Origin of the sequence: Acidovorax sp. Leaf73, assembly GCF_916855635.1 — a bacterium.
Taxonomy (GTDB): domain Bacteria; phylum Pseudomonadota; class Gammaproteobacteria; order Burkholderiales; family Burkholderiaceae_C; genus Acidovorax; species Acidovorax facilis.
The window spans coordinates 30,682-48,521 of sequence record NZ_CAKASI010000002.1; the positions used below are offsets into that span (position 1 = coordinate 30,682).

At 66.3% G+C, this 17,840-nt stretch carries 19 protein-coding genes; 13 read left to right on the forward strand and 6 right to left on the reverse strand.

Translation table 11 applies throughout. The features are described from left to right. Positions 1 to 3 precede the first annotated feature (3 nt). The 4 genes from LPA35_RS06565 to LPA35_RS06580 all read left to right on the forward strand — a co-directional run bounded on the left by LPA35_RS06565 (position 4) and on the right by LPA35_RS06580 (position 4,245). Positions 4 to 723, forward strand: a complete 720-nt coding sequence (locus LPA35_RS06565) for a DUF4126 domain-containing protein (RefSeq protein WP_228896036.1) — start codon at positions 4 to 6, stop codon at positions 721 to 723. A gap of 2 nt (positions 724 to 725) precedes the next feature. Continuing rightward, positions 726 to 2,753, forward strand: a complete 2,028-nt coding sequence (locus LPA35_RS06570) for an acetyl/propionyl/methylcrotonyl-CoA carboxylase subunit alpha (RefSeq protein ID WP_228896038.1) — start codon at positions 726 to 728, stop codon at positions 2,751 to 2,753. Positions 2,754 to 2,823: 70 nt separating this feature from the next. Then, entirely contained in the window at positions 2,824 to 3,744 is a 921-nt protein-coding gene (locus tag LPA35_RS06575; RefSeq protein WP_228896040.1) for a glyoxylate/hydroxypyruvate reductase A, read from the forward strand. Between the two features lie 42 nt (positions 3,745 to 3,786). Then, positions 3,787 to 4,245, forward strand: a complete 459-nt coding sequence (locus tag LPA35_RS06580; RefSeq protein ID WP_228896042.1) for a DUF3592 domain-containing protein — start codon at positions 3,787 to 3,789, stop codon at positions 4,243 to 4,245. A 33-nt stretch (positions 4,246 to 4,278) separates the two neighbouring features. Here the strand turns inward: LPA35_RS06580 and LPA35_RS06585 are convergent, their stop codons facing one another. The 3 genes from LPA35_RS06585 to LPA35_RS06595 all read right to left on the reverse strand — a co-directional run bounded on the left by LPA35_RS06585 (position 4,279) and on the right by LPA35_RS06595 (position 7,242). After that, entirely contained in the window at positions 4,279 to 5,307 is a 1,029-nt protein-coding gene (locus LPA35_RS06585) for a tripartite tricarboxylate transporter substrate binding protein (RefSeq protein WP_228896044.1), read from the reverse strand. An 82-nt stretch (positions 5,308 to 5,389) separates the two neighbouring features. Beyond that, complete coding sequence (locus tag LPA35_RS06590) at positions 5,390 to 6,247, reverse strand: 3-keto-5-aminohexanoate cleavage protein (protein ID WP_228896045.1); 858 nt, start codon at positions 6,245 to 6,247, stop codon at positions 5,390 to 5,392. After that, positions 6,244 to 7,242 (reverse strand): 3-hydroxyacyl-CoA dehydrogenase family protein, encoded by a 999-nt coding sequence (locus tag LPA35_RS06595; RefSeq protein WP_228896046.1) that lies wholly within the window; start codon positions 7,240 to 7,242, stop codon positions 6,244 to 6,246. Before LPA35_RS06595 ends, LPA35_RS06590 begins: the two co-directional genes overlap by 4 nt. A gap of 110 nt (positions 7,243 to 7,352) precedes the next feature. Here LPA35_RS06595 and LPA35_RS06600 point away from each other — a divergent pair, with 110 nt between their 5' ends. The 5 genes from LPA35_RS06600 (at position 7,353) to LPA35_RS06620 (ending at position 10,896) form a co-directional block, all read left to right on the forward strand. Next, complete coding sequence (locus LPA35_RS06600) at positions 7,353 to 8,270, forward strand: LysR family transcriptional regulator (RefSeq protein ID WP_228896047.1); 918 nt, start codon at positions 7,353 to 7,355, stop codon at positions 8,268 to 8,270. A gap of 98 nt (positions 8,271 to 8,368) precedes the next feature. Then, positions 8,369 to 9,277 carry a hydroxymethylglutaryl-CoA lyase gene (locus tag LPA35_RS06605; RefSeq protein WP_121421245.1) on the forward strand — a complete coding sequence of 303 codons (909 nt, stop codon included), beginning with the start codon at positions 8,369 to 8,371 and terminating at the stop codon, positions 9,275 to 9,277. A 165-nt stretch (positions 9,278 to 9,442) separates the two neighbouring features. Continuing rightward, positions 9,443 to 9,961 (forward strand): YbaK/EbsC family protein, encoded by a 519-nt coding sequence (locus LPA35_RS06610; RefSeq protein WP_055393041.1) that lies wholly within the window; start codon positions 9,443 to 9,445, stop codon positions 9,959 to 9,961. After that, entirely contained in the window at positions 9,958 to 10,230 is a 273-nt protein-coding gene (locus LPA35_RS06615; protein ID WP_228896048.1) for a DUF1289 domain-containing protein, read from the forward strand. The genes LPA35_RS06610 and LPA35_RS06615 overlap by 4 nt, the downstream gene beginning before the upstream one ends. Before the next feature lie 3 nt (positions 10,231 to 10,233). After that, positions 10,234 to 10,896, forward strand: a complete 663-nt coding sequence (locus LPA35_RS06620; RefSeq protein ID WP_228896049.1) for a 2-hydroxychromene-2-carboxylate isomerase — start codon at positions 10,234 to 10,236, stop codon at positions 10,894 to 10,896. 4 nt (positions 10,897 to 10,900) lie between these two features. Here LPA35_RS06620 and LPA35_RS06625 read toward each other — a convergent pair whose 3' ends face one another. Continuing rightward, positions 10,901 to 11,566, reverse strand: coding sequence for a 3'-5' exonuclease (locus tag LPA35_RS06625; protein WP_228896051.1), 666 nt, complete (start codon positions 11,564 to 11,566; stop codon positions 10,901 to 10,903). A 5-nt stretch (positions 11,567 to 11,571) separates the two neighbouring features. After that, positions 11,572 to 13,491, reverse strand: a complete 1,920-nt coding sequence (locus LPA35_RS06630) for a DUF294 nucleotidyltransferase-like domain-containing protein (RefSeq protein WP_228896053.1) — start codon at positions 13,489 to 13,491, stop codon at positions 11,572 to 11,574. Between the two features lie 263 nt (positions 13,492 to 13,754). Between LPA35_RS06630 and LPA35_RS06635 the strand changes: the two genes are divergently transcribed. From LPA35_RS06635 to LPA35_RS06650, 4 genes are read left to right on the forward strand one after another with little or no spacing between them, the layout of a single operon-like run. Further along, positions 13,755 to 14,051 carry a hypothetical protein gene (locus LPA35_RS06635; protein ID WP_228896056.1) on the forward strand — a complete coding sequence of 99 codons (297 nt, stop codon included), beginning with the start codon at positions 13,755 to 13,757 and terminating at the stop codon, positions 14,049 to 14,051. Then, positions 14,042 to 14,653: a tetratricopeptide repeat protein gene (locus LPA35_RS06640; RefSeq protein ID WP_228896057.1), complete on the forward strand. Its 612-nt coding sequence runs from the start codon at positions 14,042 to 14,044 to the stop codon at positions 14,651 to 14,653. Before LPA35_RS06635 ends, LPA35_RS06640 begins: the two co-directional genes overlap by 10 nt. 48 nt (positions 14,654 to 14,701) lie before the next feature. Next, positions 14,702 to 14,962 (forward strand): DUF4212 domain-containing protein, encoded by a 261-nt coding sequence (locus tag LPA35_RS06645; protein ID WP_228896060.1) that lies wholly within the window; start codon positions 14,702 to 14,704, stop codon positions 14,960 to 14,962. Beyond that, entirely contained in the window at positions 14,959 to 17,076 is a 2,118-nt protein-coding gene (locus tag LPA35_RS06650) for a sodium:solute symporter family protein (RefSeq protein ID WP_228896062.1), read from the forward strand. Before LPA35_RS06645 ends, LPA35_RS06650 begins: the two co-directional genes overlap by 4 nt. 99 nt (positions 17,077 to 17,175) lie before the next feature. Here the strand turns inward: LPA35_RS06650 and LPA35_RS06655 are convergent, their stop codons facing one another. Beyond that, entirely contained in the window at positions 17,176 to 17,667 is a 492-nt protein-coding gene (locus LPA35_RS06655; protein ID WP_228896064.1) for a hypothetical protein, read from the reverse strand. Positions 17,668 to 17,840 lie beyond the last annotated feature (173 nt).

Here is a 17,840-nt window from a genome sequence, read left to right on the forward strand (position 1 = left end):
GCCATGGACACCCTCTGGTTCAACATCGTGCAGTGGCTCCACACGCTGGGGCTGCATGTGGATGGCGGCACCGCGCGCGCTGTGGGCGACGCGGCAGCCACAGCAACGGCGAAGCTCGACATGCCCAGCCTGCTGGCGCTGGCCGCAGCGCTGGGCTGGGCCAGCGGCTTTCGGTTGTATGCCGTGGTGTTCCTGGTCGGCATGATGGACGTGCTGGGCTGGATGCCCCTGCCGCCCGGCCTGGCGATGCTGCAGCACCCGCTGGTGCTGATGGTCAGCGGCTTCATGCTGATGGTGGAGTTTTTTGCTGACAAGGTGCCCTGGGTGGACAGCGCCTGGGATGCTGTGCACGCCTTCATTCGCGTGCCTGCGGGCGCCGCCTTGGCCTATGGCGTGTTCGGTGCCGACAACGCGACCATCGCCGTGGTGGCGGGGCTACTGGGCGGCTCGCTCTCTGCCACGGCCCTGGCCACCAAGATGACCACGCGGGCGGCGGTGAACACCTCGCCCGAGCCTTTTTCCAACTGGGGGCTGTCGTTCTTTGAAGACGGCCTGGTGGTGGCCGTGGTGTGGCTGGCCACACAGCACCCGGTGGCGTTTGGTGTTGCGTTGGTCGTGATGGTGGTGGTGTCCGTACTGCTGCTGGTGGTGCTGTTCAAGTTTCTGCGCGCCGTGGTGCGGCGCTTGTCTTCATTCTTTTCTGGTTCTGCCAAGGTGGCTTAAAAATGTTCAACAAGATACTCATCGCAAATCGAGGCGAGATCGCTTGCCGTGTGGCCGCCACCGCCAAGCGCCTGGGCGTGAAAACCGTTGCCGTGTATTCCGATGCCGACGCTAACGCCAAACATGTCGCCGTGTGCGACGAGGCCGTGCACATCGGCGGCAGCGCGCCCAAGGACAGCTACCTGCGCTGGGAGCGCATCATCGACGCCGCCAAGGCCACGGGCGCGCAGGCTATCCACCCTGGCTACGGTTTCCTGAGCGAGAACGAAGACTTTGCCAAGGCCTGTGCCGACGCAGGCCTTGTCTTCATCGGCCCCCCCGCCAGCGCCATCAATGCCATGGGGCTGAAGGCCGAGTCAAAGCGCCTGATGGAGCAGGCCCAGGTGCCCCTGGTGCCCGGCTACCACGGCGCTGACCAGGCCCCGGCACTGCTGCAACGCGAGGCGGACCGCATTGGCTACCCGGTGCTCATCAAGGCTAGCGCGGGTGGTGGTGGCAAGGGCATGCGCGCCGTGGACAAGGCCGAGGATTTTGCGGCGGCGCTCGACTCCTGCAAGCGCGAGGCCATCAACAGCTTTGGCGACGACGCGGTGCTGGTAGAGAAGTACGTGCAGCGCCCCCGCCACATCGAAATCCAGGTGTTCGGTGACACGCACGGCAACTGCGTGTACCTGTTTGAGCGCGACTGCTCGGTGCAGCGCCGCCACCAGAAGGTGCTGGAAGAAGCGCCCGCCCCCGGCATGACGCCGGAGCTGCGCGCCCGCATGGGCGAGGCTGCCGTGGCCGCAGCACGGGCGGTGAACTACGTGGGCGCGGGCACGGTGGAATTCATCGTCGAGCAGCCCGGCGGCTACGACGCGCCCGAGCAGATGAAGTTCTACTTCATGGAGATGAATACCCGCCTGCAGGTGGAGCACCCCGTGACCGAGGCCATCACGGGCCTCGACCTCGTGGAGTGGCAACTGCGCGTGGCCTCAGGCGAGCCCTTGCCGCTCAAACAGGAAGACCTGCGTATCCAAGGTCACGCCATCGAGGCGCGCATTTGCGCTGAGAACCCCGACAACAACTTCCTGCCCGCCACCGGGGCGCTCAACGTGTACGCGCTGCCCGAGTGTGTGACCTTCGAACGGGGCGCGGTGCGCGTGGATTCCGGCGTGCGCCAGGGCGATGCGATCAGCCCGTTCTACGACTCCATGGTGGCCAAGCTCATCGTGCACGGCGACACGCGTGCGCAAGCCCTGGCCCGGCTGGATGAGGCGCTGGCCCAGACCCACATCGTGGGCCTGGCAACCAACGTGCAGTTTTTGCGCCGCGTGGCCCGCACCGAGGCATTTGCCAGCGCCAAGCTGGACACCGCGCTGATCCCGCGCGAGCAGGCGGTGCTGTTCCACCAGGAGCCCGTGGGCTTGCCCCTGGCGGCTGCTGCCGCCGTGGCTCAGACCCTGCTGCGCGAGCGCGCCAGCGAGGGCGTGGACCCCTTCAGCCGCCGCGATGGTTTTCACACCCATGGCGTGGTGCAGCGCCGGTTTGAGTTCGAGTTTGGTGGTGAGCACGCCAAGGCGCTGCTGACCTACGAGCGTGGTGGCAGCCTGCATCTGGCTGTCGGCGAAGGCGATGCCGCAGTGGCCGGGCCGTTGGTGTTCAGCGCTGTGGGGCAGGGCATCGAATTGCAGTTTGCAGGTCAGCGCACGCGTGCGGCTGTGTATGCCCAGGGCGAGGTGGACCACGTATTCACCCCGCTGGGCGCCACGCAGATCACTGCCATCGACCTGCTGGCCCACGCGGGCGAGGCTGCGGCTGAAGGCGGGCGCCTCACAGCACCGATGCCTGGCAAGGTGGTGTCGTTTGTCGTGAAGGCGGGCGACGCCGTGACCAAGGGTCAACCGCTGGCAGTGATGGAAGCCATGAAGATGGAACACACCATTGCTGCCCCTGCGGACGGTGTGGTGCAGGAACTGCTGTATGCGCCCGGCGACCAGGTGACCGAAGGAGCCGAGCTGCTCAAGCTGGTAGCCGCCGACAAGGCCTGAGCCCACGCAGTGTCCCGAGTCGTCTGCAGGTGACAGCGCAGGGGGCCCAATGCGGCTACGCTTGGGCTCCATGAATATCACCTTTTGCTGTACCGACACCAAGGCCGAACCCTGGCTGCAGGGCCTGGCCGCCGCGCTGCCCGGCGCTGAGATTTCTGTTTGGCAACCCGGCGCCCCGCAGGCCGACTACGCCGTGGTCTGGGCACCACCCCAGCAGTTCATGGACGAACAGCCAGCGCTCAAAGCCCTGTTCAACATTGGCGCGGGGGTGGATGCCCTCCTCAAGCTGCGGCTGCCTCCCAAGGCCCTGGTGGTACGCCTGGACGACGCAGGCATGGCGGTGCAGATGGCCGAGTACGTGTGCCACGCGGTCATCCGCCACTTCCGCGAGTTGGACGGCTATGAGGCCGACACCCAGGCGGGCCGCTGGGGCTACCGCAAGCCGCGCCTGCGCAGCGACTACCCCATCGGCGTGATGGGCCTGGGCGTGCTGGGCGAGCGGGTTGCCAAGGCGCTGGCGCAGTTTGACTTTCCCATCAACGGCTGGAGCCGTAGCCCCAAGGCCATCGACGGCGTGCGCGGCTTTGCGGGCGCAGATCAATTCAATGACTTTCTGGCCGCGAGCCGCGTCCTGGTCAACCTGCTGCCGCTCACGCCCGATACGACCAACGTCATCAACAAGGGCACGCTCGCTCGCCTGCAGCCGGATGCCTACGTGATCAATGTGGCGCGCGGTGCGCACCTGGTGGACGAAGACCTGCTGGCCGCCATTGACAGCGGCCATGTGGCAGGCGCCACGCTCGATGTGTTCCGTACCGAGCCGTTGCCCGCAGGCCATGCGTTCTGGACGCACCCGCGCATCACCGTCACGCCCCACACCTCGGCGCGCACGCTGCGCGACGAGAGCATTGCCCAGATCGCACGCAAGATGGTGGCGCTGGCGCACGGCGAGACGGTGGCGGGCATCGTGAACCCCGCGCGCGGCTACTGAGGCCGCCGGTCCACGCGCTCGCCAGCGTGGAGAATGGCGTGCATGAGCTCCTCCACCTTCCGCCGCTTCTTTGGTCTTTTGGGCTGGATCCTGCTGGTGCCCAGCGCCTTGACCGCGCTGGGCGCGGCGTGGTTGTTGGCCTCTGGCATGAACATGCTGGGCGACACGCACACCGCCCGGGGCCGGGTGGTAGCGCATGAAGAAATCATGACGGGCGCGGCCCACCGCCGGGGGCTTGCCAAGAAAAGCATTGTGGAGTTTGCGGCGGGCGATGGGCGGACATTCCGGTTCACAGACTCGGTCGCACGCCAGCAGCAGGCCATCCACGAGGTGGGTGAGACCGTCTCGGTGCGCTACTCCGCCCAAGACCCGTCGCAGGCCGAGATCAGCAGCTCCACCGCCGTGAAGATCGTGGCCGGTACGGTGATGCTGCTGTCCAGTGCCATTGGCATGGCGCTGGGCTGGCTGTTGCTGCGCTTGCGACCCAGGTCTGTCGCATAGCCCTCTGTGCGCGGGCACAGAGGGTGTGCCTTTTCAATCCACCGTCACGCCGGCATCGCGCACCAGCTTGCCTAGGCGCTGCGCGTCGGCCTTGATGAGCGCCCCGAAATCTGCCGCCGTGCCCCCCACCGCAGGCGTGCCAATGGCTTCCCATTTGGCGCGGAAGGCGGGTTCCTTGAAGATCGCATTCACCGTGGCGTTGAGCTTGTCGACGGTGGCTTGCGGGGTGCCAGCGCGCACCGCAATGCCATGCCAGCCGGTGATCTGGTAGCCCGCAATGCCGGCCTCCGCCATGGTGGGCACATTGGGCAGCACCTTGGCACGTTCGCTGGATGTGACGGCCAGCGGGATGAGCTTGCCCGCCTGAATGTGGGGCAGGGAGCTACCGACGATGTCAAACATCACGTTCACCTGTCCGCCGATCAGGTCATTGAGCGCGGGGCCAGCACCCCGGTAGGGGATGTGCCCCATCTTCACGCCCGCAGTGGTGTTGAACAGCTCGCCCGCCAGGTGCTGCGGGGTGCCGTTGCCGGCCGACGCGTAGCTCAGCACCGGCTTGCCGGCCTTGGCCATGGCCAGGAACTCGGCAAACGTCTTGACGCCCAGCGAGGGATGCACTTCCAGCACCAGCGGGAATGCCGACAGCTGGATCACCGGCGCCAGATCGGTCAGCGGGTTGAACGGCATGCTGGCGTACAGCGAGGGGTTGACCGCCATTGGGCCGCTGGCGGCCAGCAGCAGCGTGTGGCCGTCCGCTGGTGCCTGCTTGGCGACCTCGGCGCTGCCCGTGTTGCCACCGGCGCCGCCCTTGTTGTCCACCACCACGGTCACACCCAGGCGGCTTTGCAGCTCGGGCTGCAGCATGCGGGCCATCAGGTCGGTGGGACCACCGGGCGGGTAGGGCACCACAAAGCGGATGGTCTTGCTGGGGAAGGCGGTGGCCGCTGTTTGCGCCGCTGCGTGACCTGCGATGCCCAGGGCCAGGGGCACGGCAAGGGCTGCGTGCAGCACGGTGCGCCGGGCGCCGCGATGCGTGGATAAGGAAAGGTGGCGGTGGTGCATGTCTGTCTCCTGTGGGGATGGATAAAACCCGTCTGCTGCGGGTTGATGTCAATGGATGGGGAGCGCGATGGAGTGGTGCCGCTCAGCCTGCGCCAAAGCGCTGCCGGATGTCGGCGGCGGTGGCCAGCGGGCGGCCCAGCGCGGCGGCGGCTTCGACGGCCTGGCGCACCAGCGCGGTGTTGTCGGGGGCCACGCTGCCGTCCTTGCACAGCAGGTTGTTTTCAAACCCCACGCGGGCGTGGCCGCCAAACACGGCAGCGGCGGCCACGCAGGCGTTCTCTGCCGCCCCGAAGGCGCACACGGCCCAGGGCTCGTTGCCGTCATGGGAGTTCAGAAAAGGCAGCAGGTCGCGCGGGCTGGAGGTCTGGCCCGCGCTGTAGCGGCCCAGCACAAACAGCAGGAACCACGGCGCATTGGGCACCACGCCACTGGCGCGCAGTGCCTGCCAGCGGCGCAGGTCGGCCACGTCGTACAGGATGACCTGCACCATGGTGCGGCGCTGGGCCAGGCCGGTGAAGAAGCGCTGCAGTCCGGCTTCGCCGATCTCGGGCTTGTCCACTTCGCGCAGTCCGATGGACACGGCCTCGGGTTGCAGGGCCTCCACCATGGCGATCTGCGCGGGGGCCTGGTAAACGCCTGCGGCTTCGCTGGTGATCTGGATGACCATCGCGTCGCCCACAGCCTGGCGCACCACGCGCTGCGCCTCGCGGTAGCCCTCCACATCGAGGCTGTGGCGGCCTTGCGCGTCGCGGATGTGCATGTGCAGCATGGCCGCTCCCGCGTCCAGGCAGGCCTTGGCCGTGGTGGCCAGCGTGGCCGGTGTGATGGGCACGGCGGAGTGGTCGGCGGGCTGCTTGTAGGCGCCGTTGGGCGCCACGGTCACGATCAGCGGGTCAACCCACTGGCTGGCAATGGTGGGTGATGCGGGCGATGCACTCATGCGCGGGCTCCGGCGGTCGATGGGGTGTCCGTCGGTGAGGTGGCGGTGGGGGGCTCGATGGTGGGCAGCTCGCTGGCAAGCAGGGCCAGGCCCTGGCGCAGCAGCGTGTCGTAGCGCGCGCGCTCGGCCTGCTTGCGGTCTTCGGGCCAGTCGAAAAAGCCCTTGCCCGTCTTCATGCCCAAGGTGCCCTGGGCCACCTTGTCGCGCAGGGCCTGGGCGGGCACGTCGGTGTTCGACAGCGTGGGGTACATGGTGGCGGCTGCGGCGGTGTGCACCTCAATGCCTGCGTGGTCGCGCTGCAGCACAGGGCCTGCCGCCAGAAAGCGGAAGCCGAAGCCAAAGCGCACGGCGGCGTCCACGTCCTCCGGCGAGGCAATGCCTTCGTCGATGAGTGCAAAGGCCTCGCGCGAGAGCGCATGCTGCATGCGGTTGGCCAGAAAGCCCGGCTTGTCTTTCTTGACCAGCACCGGCACGCTGCCGCAGCCGCGCATGAAGGCGTGCAGCCAGGTGCCCAGTGCGGGGTCGCTGCACCCGCCCAGCACGACCTCCACCAGCGGCACCAGGTGGGCGGGCATGAAGAAGTGCAGGCCCAGCATGCGCTGCGCCGTGGCCAGCCCCTGGGCGATGGCACTGATGGGAAAGCCCGAGCTGTTGCTGGCCAGCACGGCGTTGGGGGGCGCCACGGTTTCAAGCTCGGCAAACAGCTTTTGCTTGGCAGCCAGTTGCTCGGTGATGCATTCCACCACCAGCACCACGCCGCTCCAGTCCACATCCTGCAGGCTGGCGCACACCTGTACCGGGCCAGCGTGGGTGGTTTGGCCAGCTGCGGCAAGCTCCTGGGCGATATGAGGCAGCAGCTGGTCGCGACGGGCGGCGTGGGGGTCCACTACCGTGACCTGCGCGCCGCCCCGGGCCAGGACCACGGCCACGTCGGCCCCCATGGTGCCTCCGCCTACCACCACGGTGCGCGCGTTGCGCGGCGAACTGTTCTCCATCGTGTCTCCTCGTTGCTCTTAACCTGCTCAAGCGGTGTGCTTGCGTTGAATTCAGTCTAGGGGGCTCGCATTGCGCGGTCCAGACGTCTTTTTCGATAGACTGATCGGCTATGAAGATCAATTGGTCCGCCCGCGAGGTGGATGTGTTCCTCTCCCTGGCCGAGACGCTGAGCTTTCGGCGCACGGCCTTGCAGATGCATTTGTCGCAGTCGGCGGTGTCGGGCACGGTGGCTCGGCTGGAGGAGATGCTGGACGTGCGCCTGTTCGAGCGCACCACGCGTACCGTGCAACTCACGCTGGCGGGCGAGGTGTTTGCCGAGCAGGCGCGGTTTCTGCGCCACCAAATGGAGGAGACCGTGCGCCGCGTACAGGAGGTAGCGCAGCTGGAGGTGGGCCGCATTGCGCTGGCGGCGCTGCCGTCGCTGGCAGCCGGGGCCGTGCCCCGCGCGTTTGCCCGGTTCGCCACTCAGCACCCTGGCGTGCAGATGGAACTGATCGACAGCCTGGCCGGCCCGGCGTTTGACATGGTGCGCGCCGGGCGCGTGGACTTTGCACTCACCGCTGCCAACCCCGCCTATGCCGACCTGGACTACACCCCGCTGGTGTCCGACCGCTTTGTGCTGCTGATGGGGCGCACGCACCCGCTGGCCCGAGGGCGCAGCGCCATTGCCTGGGCGGATGTGGCCGAGCTGCCGCACATCTCCATGCCCGCAGGTACCAGCGTGCGGCAGTATGCGGAAGAAGCCTTGCTGACCCACCGCATCCGTTTTGCGCCGCGCTATGAGGTGGAACACCTGGCCACCATCGCGGCCATGGTGGCTGCGGGGCTGGGCGTGAGCGCGCTGCCCGAACTGGCCGCCCAGGTGGTGCGCAGGCCCGAGGTGGTCACGCGAGCGCTCAAGGCGCCCGTGCTGCACCGGCCCATCGGGCTGATCACGCTCCGGGGGCGGCCGCTGTCGCTGGCGGCGCAGGCCATGGTGGCCCTGCTGCGGCAAGAGGTGGCGGGTGATGGCACCCGTACGGGCTGATGGCGCGTCCGGCGAATGGTCTGGCACGATATGGGGTGGCCCTGTGGAGGCGGTAGCGAGACAATGGCGGCATTCCTTGATCCACCCTTGGTAGCCCCATGAGCATTCCCTCCCGCGTCCACCTCATCGACGTTGGCCCCCGTGACGGCCTGCAGAACGAAAAAACTCCGGTGCCCGCCGCCGTCAAGATCGAGCTGGTGCACCGCCTGCAGCAGGCGGGCCTGAAAGAGATCGAAGTCACCAGCTACGTCAGTCCCAAGTGGGTGCCGCAGATGGCCGACAACCATGAGGTGATGGCCGGTATCACCCGCCAGAGCGGTGTCGCGTATTCGGTGCTCACGCCCAACCTCAAGGGCTTTGAGGCTGCCGTGCTGGACAAACCCGACGAGATCGTTGTCTTCGGCTCGGCCAGCGAGGCCTTCAGCCAGCGCAACATCAACTGCAGCATTGCCGAGAGCATCGAGCGTTTTGCCCCCGTGGTGGAGGCCGCACGGGCCGCTGGCATCCGTGTGCGCGGCGCCATGAGCTGCACCGTGGGCTGCCCGTACGAAGGCGATATCGCACCCGAACGCGTGGCTTACTTGGCAGGCCTGCTCCAGGGCATTGGCGTGCAGCGTGTGGACGTGGCCGACACCATCGGCGTGGGCACGCCGCGCAAGGTGCAGAAGGCGCTGGAGGCCACGTTGCAGCACTTTGGCATCGACGAGGTGTCGGGCCACTTTCATGACACCTACGGGCAGGCGCTGTCCAACACGCTGGCCGCGCTGGAGCTGGGCGTGTGGAACTTCCAGTCGTCCGTGGCCGGGCTGGGCGGCTGTCCCTATGCCAAGGGCGCCACCGGCAACGTGGCCACCGAAGACGTGGTGTACATGCTGCAGGGCATGGGCATCGAGACGGGCATCGACCTCGACAAGCTCATCGACGCGGGTGCCTACATTAGCGACTTTCTGGGCCGCAAGCCCAACTCCCGCGCTGCCAACGCGCTATTGACCAAACGTGCGGGGTAATAGGCCACTGCCGCTGAGACGCTGACGCATCTCAGCCGCATCGCTCCCAGTGCGAAAGGGATGCACCCGCTGGTCCGGCAGGGCCTGTGCTGCCGGCGCGTCGGCCGGGGCTGGCGCCATGCGGTCAAAATACCTGGGACGATTGTGATTTCGGAGTAAGAAACGATGTGTGGAGCTGAACTGAAAAATCTGCCCGAAGGTGTGCAGCGCGTGGCTGCAGCGCTGGAATCCCTGGGCCACCCCCACCGGCCGCAGATGCTGGACGACGCAGCGCGCACCGCGCAGCAGGCGGCCGATGCGCTGGGCATTGCCGTGGGGCAGATTGCCAAGAGCATCATCTTTCGCCGCAAGAGCGATGATGTGGCCGTGCTGGTGGTCACCTCGGGCGACCGGCGGGTGGACGAGAAAAAGGTGGAAGCCCACGTGGGCGGCAAGATCGGCCGCGCCGATGCCGACTTCGTGAAAAGCCGCACGGGCTTTTCCATCGGCGGTGTGTCGCCCGTGGCGCACGCCACGCCGCCCGTCACGCTGATCGATCAGGACCTGCTGCGCTTTGAGGTGGTGTGGGCGGCGGCGGGGCATCCGCATGGTGTGTTTGCGCTGCACCCCAGCGATCTTCAGCGGCTGACGGGTGCACCCGTGGTGGATGTGGTGCAGGTGGTTGCACCTGAGTCTGCGGCATGAATGCTATTGAATTGCTAGCTGTTCGCGCTTTGCAGATAAGCGCTGGTGGCCATTTTGATGCTGAAAGCACCGAGGCCGTGCCCTCGCCCTGCATCTCGGTCTGCCGTATGTCGCCCGACCGCAGCCACTGCGAGGGCTGCTTTCGCTCCCTCGACGAGATCCGCATCTGGTCGCGTGCCGACTCGCACCTGCGGCGGGGCATCTGGCGCCAGTTGCTGGACCGGGCGGGCATTGCCGTGCCGGTGCAGCCAGAAAGCGCAGAAGGCTGAGCCATGAAACACATCACGTTCTACCTCGACTTCATTTCGCCTTACGCCTGGCTGGCCTTTGAGCGCCTGCCCGAGGCGCTGGTGGACCTGAGCTACAGCGTCGAATACCGCCCGGTGCTGCTGGGCGCGTTGCTGCAGCAGCACGCCAACCCGGGGCCCGCGGGCATAGCGCCCAAGCGCGCCTGGACCTACCGCCACGTGACCTGGCTGGGCCACGCGCAGGGCACGCCGCTGCAGATGCCAGCACGCCACCCGTTCAACCCGCTGCCCTTGCTGCGCCAGGCGCTGGCCTGCAGCGACGACGGTTGCATCAACCGCTATGTGGCGGGTACCGTGCTGCGCCATGTGTGGCAGGGCGGGCACGACGCGCTGGACGCCGAGCGCCTGGCCGCGCTGGCGGCCGATCTGGCCGAACAAATCCGCCCGGGGCAGGACATGCACAGCGAGGGCCCCAAGGCGCTGCTGCGCGCCAACACCGAGGCCGCGCAGGCAGCGGGCGTGTTTGGCGTGCCTGCGTTTGCGGTGGACGGCAAGGTTTTCTGGGGGCTCGACAGCCTGCCCATGCTGCGCGCCTACCTGGAGGGCGACGACTGGTTTGCCGGGGCCGAAGGCGAAGCGCGCTGGGCTGCGTTCGAGGCGTTGCCTTCGGGCCTCAAGCAGGGTTGAGCCCTTATCCACCGCCATCCCGGTGGCGGGCCAGCCACCGGTGCTGGGCGGCCAGGCGCTGCACGTCGGCCCAGCTGCTGCACTGCGCCGCCACGCGGGGCCAGATGCGCTGCAGCAGGTCGCATTCCACCAGGGTGTCGGCGGCGGCCTGGTGCCGCACGGCGCAGCGGATGCCGAAGTGCGCCATCCAGTCGTCCAGCGCGCGGGCGCGCACCTGCTCGTGGGTGACGGCGCACAGGTGGTCCACATCCACCCAGGGGTTGGGCAGGCCATGCCCCAGATGCTGGCGTGCATGGCGGTTGATCATGCTGCGGTCAAAGGCCGCGTGGAAGGCCAGCAGCGGGCTGTCTTGCACATAGTTTTCAAAGGCCTGCAGCGCCTGGGCGGCGGGCATGCCGTTGCGCTGCATCTGCGCGCCAATGCCGTGTAGCAGGATGTTGTCCTTGCTCGACGCCTCGTCCTGCTGCACCACCACCTCAAAGCTGTCGCCCAGCGCCACGCTCAGCGTGCGGCGCTGCCAGTCCACCCGCAGCGCAATCGCGGCAATGGCCAGCAGGCGGTCATGGCGCATGTCCAGGCCACTGGTCTCCACGTCCAGCATCACCCAGCGGTTGCCGGTGTAGGCGGGGGCATGCCCAAGGGCGCGCCTGATCGGCTCCAGCCAGCGCATGGCGGCTACCGGTCGTAGTCCAACTGCAGCCGCTGCTGCAGCTGCCGCGCCACGCGAAAGGATTCGCGCAGGATGCGCCGGTCGATGTCGTTGAGCCCGGCCACCACAATGCGGTTGGGTGGAGCGGCTTCAGCCTCTCCGGCCTCCAGCTGCACCCGCAGGCGCAAGATCTGCAAGAACTCGAAGCCGCCCACCCAGGCGCCGGTTTCCGTCTCGGGCAGGCGCCACTGCGCGCCAGCGGCCTCCAGGCGCAGCCGCGTGTTGGTCTCGTGCACTCCCAATGCCAGGCTGTAGATGCGCGCAGCGTCCACAAACAGCGCCGTGCCCTGCAGCTTGAGGTCCAGCGCGCCATGCTCGTCGGTGTCTATGGCGCCGCGCCAGTTCAGCGGCACGCTGCGGCCCAGGGCGTTGTGGGCCAGCATCTTGAGAAAACGCGGGCTGTTGCGCGCGGCCAGCGTCACATCGGCGCGCAGCGCCTGGGCCAGCGCCACATCGCCACACAGGGGCCGGAAGTCAAAGTAGATGGAGGCGTTGAGCAGGTCCTGCGGCGAGCCCTGCGCCACCCAGTGCCCGAAGCGCTCGCGCCACTCGTCGAGCTTGAGGCAGCACGCGCTTTCGCCCGCCATGATGCCGCCCCGGCACAGCGGGTAGCCGCAGGCGTCCAGCGCCAGGTTGACGGCATGCGCAAAGTGCCGAATCGCTTCGCGCGACTCGTCGGACACGTCGTTGTTCAGAATGATCGCGTTGTCCTGGTCGGTGGCAATGGTCTGCTCCGCCCGCCCCTCGGAGCCCAGGCACAGCCAGCACAACCATTTCAGATCGATGCCAAATTCTTCGGCCTTGAGCTGCACCAGTCGTTCGGTCAGCACATCGTTGAGGTGGCTGATCATCGAGGTGAGCTGCCGCGCATGCACGCCCTGCGCGAGCAGGCTGCGTGCCAGGCGGCGGATGTCCTGGGCCGAGGTCTGCAATGCCTCCACGTCGGTGGCCGAGCGCAGCGCGGTGCTCACGCTTTTGAGGCTTTGCCGCTGCATGGCGAACAGGTCGCGCTCTGACACCATGCCAATCGCCACTCCATCGCGGGTGATCGGCACGTGGCGGATGCCGTGGCGCGACATCAGCAGCGCTGCGTCTTGCGCCGAGTGTTCACTGGTGAGCGTGCGCACCGGCCGCACCATGACCTCCGCAATGGGCGTGTGCAGCGGCAGCTGGGCCAGCGCCACGCGGCCCAGCACGTCATACCGCGTGAGGATGCCCACAGGGTGCTGGGCCCCATCCACCACCAGCATCGAGCCCAGGCGCTGCTGGTGCATGGTCTGCAGCGCGGTGTGCAGCGGTGTGCTGGCATCGCAGGCCACCAGCTTCCTGCCGATGAGTGTGCCCAAGGGGGTTTCGAGCGACTGCTCGGCCGCGGCGTGGGTGGCATAGGCGGCTTGCAGTGCCTGGCGCGAAAGCGCGAGGAACTGCACCGTGCGCTGGCCCAGGTACTGCGCAAACGCCGTGCTGCGGCTGGCCAGCCGGTGCATGTGGGCTACGGCCAGCACCAGCACAAAGGTGTCGGTGTTGGCGCGGTACGTGGCCGTAACAGCACGGCCTGCCCAGGCGGCGCTGACGGGGAACAGGTCGCCCGCCTCGTACTCGAAAGCGCCCACCGCCTCGGCCAGCCCCCGGGTGCCCGTGACGGCGCCCTGGCGCACGTAATACAGCGACTGCACCGTTCCGCTCTCCGGGCCAATCACCAGCTCGCCGGGGGCGAAATACTGCTGCTCGCAATGCGACAGGAAATCATCCACCTCGGCATCCAGCATCTGGGCAAAAGGGGCGTGCTGCCGGAGGTCCTGGCGGAAGTTGGCCAGCAGGTGGTGCGATGGCTGTAGCGGCGCCTGTGCGCTGGCAACTGGTGGCGGACTGGGCGGCTTTTCCATGGCGGCAGTCTATGCCCGGCCCGGCGACGCGGGAAGTCCTTCCATGTGCATCGCCTTGACCTCGATCAAGGGTTTTGGAGCCCTTGGTGTTTTCCCGCAAGAGCGTCTCAGATTCCGCCGATTTATCGCATCGCAAAAAAAAGATGCAGGGTTTTTGCGGGATTTGTAAGTTAGCGATAAGCCCTGTGTCAGCCAGCGGTCAGACACCCTGCGCAGAGTGCGTCCACCTTTCCTTTTCCTTACAGCGAGGCATCGAGTTCACCATGCTCCTGACCGTTGTCATTCTGAAAAGCCTGATCGAGTTGTCCCTGATGTTCATCGTGGGACGGTTTCTGCTGGGACTGTTGGCGGGGGCGAAGCGGCACACCAATGTGTTCTGGCAGATGCTGGACGTGGCCGCCAAGCCCTGCCTGTGGCTGACGCGCAAGGTCAGCCCGCGCCAGGTGCTGGACCAGCACATCCCGCTGGCCACCGCCAGCTGGTTGCTCATGGCCTGGGTGTTGGTCGTCAAGCTCAAGATCGACCTCTGTCTGGAGCTGGGAGCACAGGCATGCCAGTGACCCAGAGCCTTCCCCTTCCCCCCGTCCGCTGGTCGCAGCGGCTGGAGCGTCAGGCGCTGGTCTGGCGTGCCAAAGCCTTGCTGTTTGTGGGCCGCAAGGCTGCGGCCAAGGCCGTGTTTGAGCGGATTCTGGAGCGCTGGCCCCAGGACGTTCTGGCGATCAACAGCCTTGCTTACGACGCGCTGCTCAGCGACCACAAGACACAGGCTCTGCAGTACTACGCCCAGGCATTGACCTTGCAGCCCCAGGTGTGCAATGCCCACTTCAACCATGCCTATGTGGCCGAGCAGCTGGACCTGCTGGCACTGGCCGAAGAGGGGTTCCGGGTGGCCCTGCAGATCGACGAAAAAATGGACCGGGCCTGGTACGGCTTGGGCTTGGTGCTGGTGCGGCAGGGGCGGCTTCAGGAGGCCTTGCAGGCCCTGGATCGCAACACCCGCCTGCAGCCCATGAGCCCCTTTGGCTGGTATCAGATGGCGCGTGTGCACGTCGATCTGCACCAGCCCGAGGAGGCACGCGCCGTAATACGGCATTTGAAAGGATTCGAGCCCAAGGTGGCCGCGCAACTGGAGCGGGAGACCGGTTTGCGTGCAGATTTTTAGCGCTGAAGTCCGAGTGAGTGTTCTTTTAACGACATGGAGGAGCAAGCAATGAAACTGACGGCCAAGCACCAGGAATACTGGCGCAAAAATCTGCAGATAACGGCCCTTTTATTGGGCATATGGTTCTTTGTCACTTTTGTCGTGGTGTTTTTCGCCCGCGACCTCACGTTCAGCTTCTTCGGCTGGCCGTTCTCGTTCTGGGTGGCTGCCCAGGGCGCTCTGGTGGTGTACTGCCTGATCATCTGGTACTACGCCCGCCACATGAACAAGCTCGACATCGAATACGGCGTTGCCGAAGGAGAAGAATGATGGGACTCTTCGGCGGAGACGGACAGTCGCAAGGCGACTTCAAAAAGGGCCTGAACAAGGTCTACACCTGGTACACCGGTGGCTTCATCGGCTTTGTGTTGGTGCTGGCGGTGCTCGAACAGATGGGCCTGCCCAAGAACTGGATCGGCTACCTTTTTCTGGCGGCCACCGTGTTGCTGTATGCGGGTATCGGCATCATGAGCCGCACCAACGACGCGGCGGAGTATTACGTGGCCGGGCGCCGCGTGCCGGCCATCTACAACGGCATGGCCACAGGGGCGGACTGGATGTCGGCGGCCTCCTTCATTGGCATGGCGGGCACCTTGTACCTGTCAGGTTATGGTGGGCTGGCGTTCATTCTGGGGTGGACGGGCGGTTACTGCCTAGTGGCGCTGTTCCTCGCCCCTTACCTGCGCAAGTTCGGCCAGTTCACCATTCCCGACTTTCTGGGGGCGCGGTTTGAGGGCAACCTTCCCCGGCTGATCGGGGTGGGGGCCGCCATCCTGTGCTCGTTCACCTATGTGGTGGCACAGATCTATGGTGTGGGCCTGATCACTTCGCGCCTCACGGGGCTGGCTTTCGAGATCGGTATCTTTGCCGGCCTGGCCGGTATCCTGGTCTGCTCGTTCCTCGGTGGCATGCGTGCCGTGACCTGGACGCAGGTGGCGCAGTACATCATCCTGATCATTGCGTACATGCTGCCCGTGGTGTGGCTTTCGGTCAAACACACGGGCGTGCCTGTGCCGCAGGCGGTGTATGGCTACACCCTGGAAAAGGTGACTGCCAAAGAGGCCGAGCTGATCAAGGACCCCAAAGAAATAGAGGTGCGTGGAATCTACAAGGCCCGTTCGGATGCGGCTGTGGAAAAGCTCAAGGATGTGAATGCTTCGCTGACCGCCGACCGGGCGGCAGCGCAGAAGAAGCTGGATGACCTGAAGGCTGCCAATGCGCCCGCTCCCGACATCGCCGCCGCTGCCGCCGCGCTGGCCGCAGTGCCCAAGAACGAAGCAGACGCCCGCACTGCGTACACGGCGGCGCGCACCTCGAATGCCGCAAAGTCGGCGCCGCCCATCCGCCATGCCGAGCCGTTCCCCGGCAAGGATGAGGCCGCGCAGAACGTTGCACGCAAGAACTTCCTCGCGCTGGTGTTCTGCCTGATGATCGGCACGGCCGCGCTGCCGCACATCCTCATGCGCTACTACACCGTGCCCTCGGTGCGCGAGGCGCGGGAATCGGTGAGCTGGTCGCTGTTCTTTATCTTCCTGCTGTACTTCACGGCGCCTGCGCTGGCAGTGCTGGCCAAGTACGAGGTCTACACCGTGCTGGTGAACACACCGTTCGCCAGCCTTCCGGAGTGGATCGCGCGCTGGTCGGCTGTCGACAAATCGCTGCTGTCGGTGGTGGACATCAACAACGACGGCATCCTGCAGCTGGCGGAGATCTCCATCGGTGGCGACATCATCGTGCTGGCCACGCCTGAAATTGCTGGCCTGCCGTACGTGGTGTCGGGCATGGTGGCGGCGGGTGGGCTGGCAGCGGCGCTGTCTACCGCAGACGGCCTGCTGCTGACCATCGCCAACGCGCTGTCGCATGACCTGTACTACAAGGTGCTGGACCCCAATGCCTCAACCGCACGCCGTGTGATGGTGTCCAAGCTGCTGCTGCTGCTGGTGGCCCTGGCGGCGGCCTATGTGGCGGCGCAGAAACCTGCGGACATCCTGTTCCTGGTGTCGGCGGCGTTCTCGTTTGCTGCTGCGGCGTTCTTCCCGGCGCTCACGCTGGGCATCTTCTGGAAACGCGCCAACAAGTGGGGCGCATCCCTGGGGATGCTGGCCGGCCTGGGCATCACCTTCTATTACATGGTGACCACCCAGCCATGGCTGTACAAGCTCACGCATGGCACCGCCATCACGCCGGAAATCGTCAAAGCCAACACCTGGTGGGATATCGCCCCGATCTCGGCGGGCCTGTTTGGTGTGCCGCTGGGTTTTGCGGTGATCATCATCGTCTCGCTGCTCACCAAGGCCCCGGGCAAGGAAATCCAGGAACTGGTGGAGCATGTGCGCTACCCCAGCCTGGATGGAAAGACCTCTGCAGCGAGTGCTGCACACTGACGGGACGGGCGCCTGCGTGCGCCCTGAGCGTTCATAACAAACCCCGCCACGGCCGTGGCGGGGTTTTTTTATGGGCCGGTCTTTGCGTGTTGTTGGGGTTCAGCGGCCTAGCGCTGCGGCCACGAATTCCTCGGCCTTTTTCTCTGAGCGCATGGAGGCCACCACGGGGCGCAACTCCTGGATCTTGGCCTCCAATTCGGCCACCGATTTGCATTTTTCGAGTTGCAGCGCCAGAGGCTCGCATGCCGGGCCCAGCAGGTCTTCAAGGACCTTGGTGGCGCGCCGGGCGCTGGTGCGCAGATCCTGAACCGGTGCGGCCGCGGTGGCCGGGGTGTTGCCCGTTGTGGCGTGCGTGGGCGAGGGCGGCGCCACAGCCCCGGAAACCACCGATGCCAGCCCCAGGTCGACCAGCGCCTGGCCAATGCGCAAGGCCTCATCGAGGCTGCCACAGGCCTGGGCCAGGTCCTGCAGCCGTTTGCTGCCGTCCACCAGGATCAGGGTGGTACGTTCACGGGGAGGGAGTGCCCGGTCGCGGTGCTTGATCGCCTCGATCCCTTGATCTGTCTTTTTTAGGACGGTGTGCGCGTGCATGGGGCCCCTGCAAAAGTTGACGGTTGTCTCCACAAGCGGGCTGGCAGCGCACGCTCAGGCGCTTGGTGTGCACGGAGTCCGGTGGACTGCATGGGCGCACAGGCCCTGATCGGGGTTTTCCCTGCCCAAGGTCCAGTCGCTCCAGTGCGCTTGAAAGCCCGCTCATAAGGACG

What these genes read in the sequence shown, in the direction of transcription:
- LPA35_RS06635 (WP_228896056.1), top strand. Translation starts at nt 13,755, where the DNA reads ATGCTCCTGACCGTTGTCATTCTGAAAAGCCTGATCGAGTTGTCCCTG.
- LPA35_RS06590 (WP_228896045.1), bottom strand. Translation starts at nt 6,247, where the DNA reads ATGAGTGCATCGCCCGCATCACCCACCATTGCCAGCCAGTGGGTTGAC.
- LPA35_RS06570 (WP_228896038.1), top strand. Translation starts at nt 726, where the DNA reads ATGTTCAACAAGATACTCATCGCAAATCGAGGCGAGATCGCTTGCCGT.
- LPA35_RS06650 (WP_228896062.1), top strand. Translation starts at nt 14,959, where the DNA reads ATGATGGGACTCTTCGGCGGAGACGGACAGTCGCAAGGCGACTTCAAA.
- LPA35_RS06630 (WP_228896053.1), bottom strand. Translation starts at nt 13,491, where the DNA reads ATGGAAAAGCCGCCCAGTCCGCCACCAGTTGCCAGCGCACAGGCGCCG.
- LPA35_RS06580 (WP_228896042.1), top strand. Translation starts at nt 3,787, where the DNA reads ATGAGCTCCTCCACCTTCCGCCGCTTCTTTGGTCTTTTGGGCTGGATC.
- LPA35_RS06575 (WP_228896040.1), top strand. Translation starts at nt 2,824, where the DNA reads ATGAATATCACCTTTTGCTGTACCGACACCAAGGCCGAACCCTGGCTG.
- LPA35_RS06655 (WP_228896064.1), bottom strand. Translation starts at nt 17,667, where the DNA reads ATGCACGCGCACACCGTCCTAAAAAAGACAGATCAAGGGATCGAGGCG.
- LPA35_RS06610 (WP_055393041.1), top strand. Translation starts at nt 9,443, where the DNA reads ATGTGTGGAGCTGAACTGAAAAATCTGCCCGAAGGTGTGCAGCGCGTG.
- LPA35_RS06640 (WP_228896057.1), top strand. Translation starts at nt 14,042, where the DNA reads ATGCCAGTGACCCAGAGCCTTCCCCTTCCCCCCGTCCGCTGGTCGCAG.
- LPA35_RS06565 (WP_228896036.1), top strand. Translation starts at nt 4, where the DNA reads ATGGACACCCTCTGGTTCAACATCGTGCAGTGGCTCCACACGCTGGGG.
- LPA35_RS06615 (WP_228896048.1), top strand. Translation starts at nt 9,958, where the DNA reads ATGAATGCTATTGAATTGCTAGCTGTTCGCGCTTTGCAGATAAGCGCT.
- LPA35_RS06595 (WP_228896046.1), bottom strand. Translation starts at nt 7,242, where the DNA reads ATGGAGAACAGTTCGCCGCGCAACGCGCGCACCGTGGTGGTAGGCGGA.
- LPA35_RS06600 (WP_228896047.1), top strand. Translation starts at nt 7,353, where the DNA reads ATGAAGATCAATTGGTCCGCCCGCGAGGTGGATGTGTTCCTCTCCCTG.
- LPA35_RS06645 (WP_228896060.1), top strand. Translation starts at nt 14,702, where the DNA reads ATGAAACTGACGGCCAAGCACCAGGAATACTGGCGCAAAAATCTGCAG.
- LPA35_RS06585 (WP_228896044.1), bottom strand. Translation starts at nt 5,307, where the DNA reads ATGCACCACCGCCACCTTTCCTTATCCACGCATCGCGGCGCCCGGCGC.
- LPA35_RS06620 (WP_228896049.1), top strand. Translation starts at nt 10,234, where the DNA reads ATGAAACACATCACGTTCTACCTCGACTTCATTTCGCCTTACGCCTGG.
- LPA35_RS06605 (WP_121421245.1), top strand. Translation starts at nt 8,369, where the DNA reads ATGAGCATTCCCTCCCGCGTCCACCTCATCGACGTTGGCCCCCGTGAC.
- LPA35_RS06625 (WP_228896051.1), bottom strand. Translation starts at nt 11,566, where the DNA reads ATGCGCTGGCTGGAGCCGATCAGGCGCGCCCTTGGGCATGCCCCCGCC.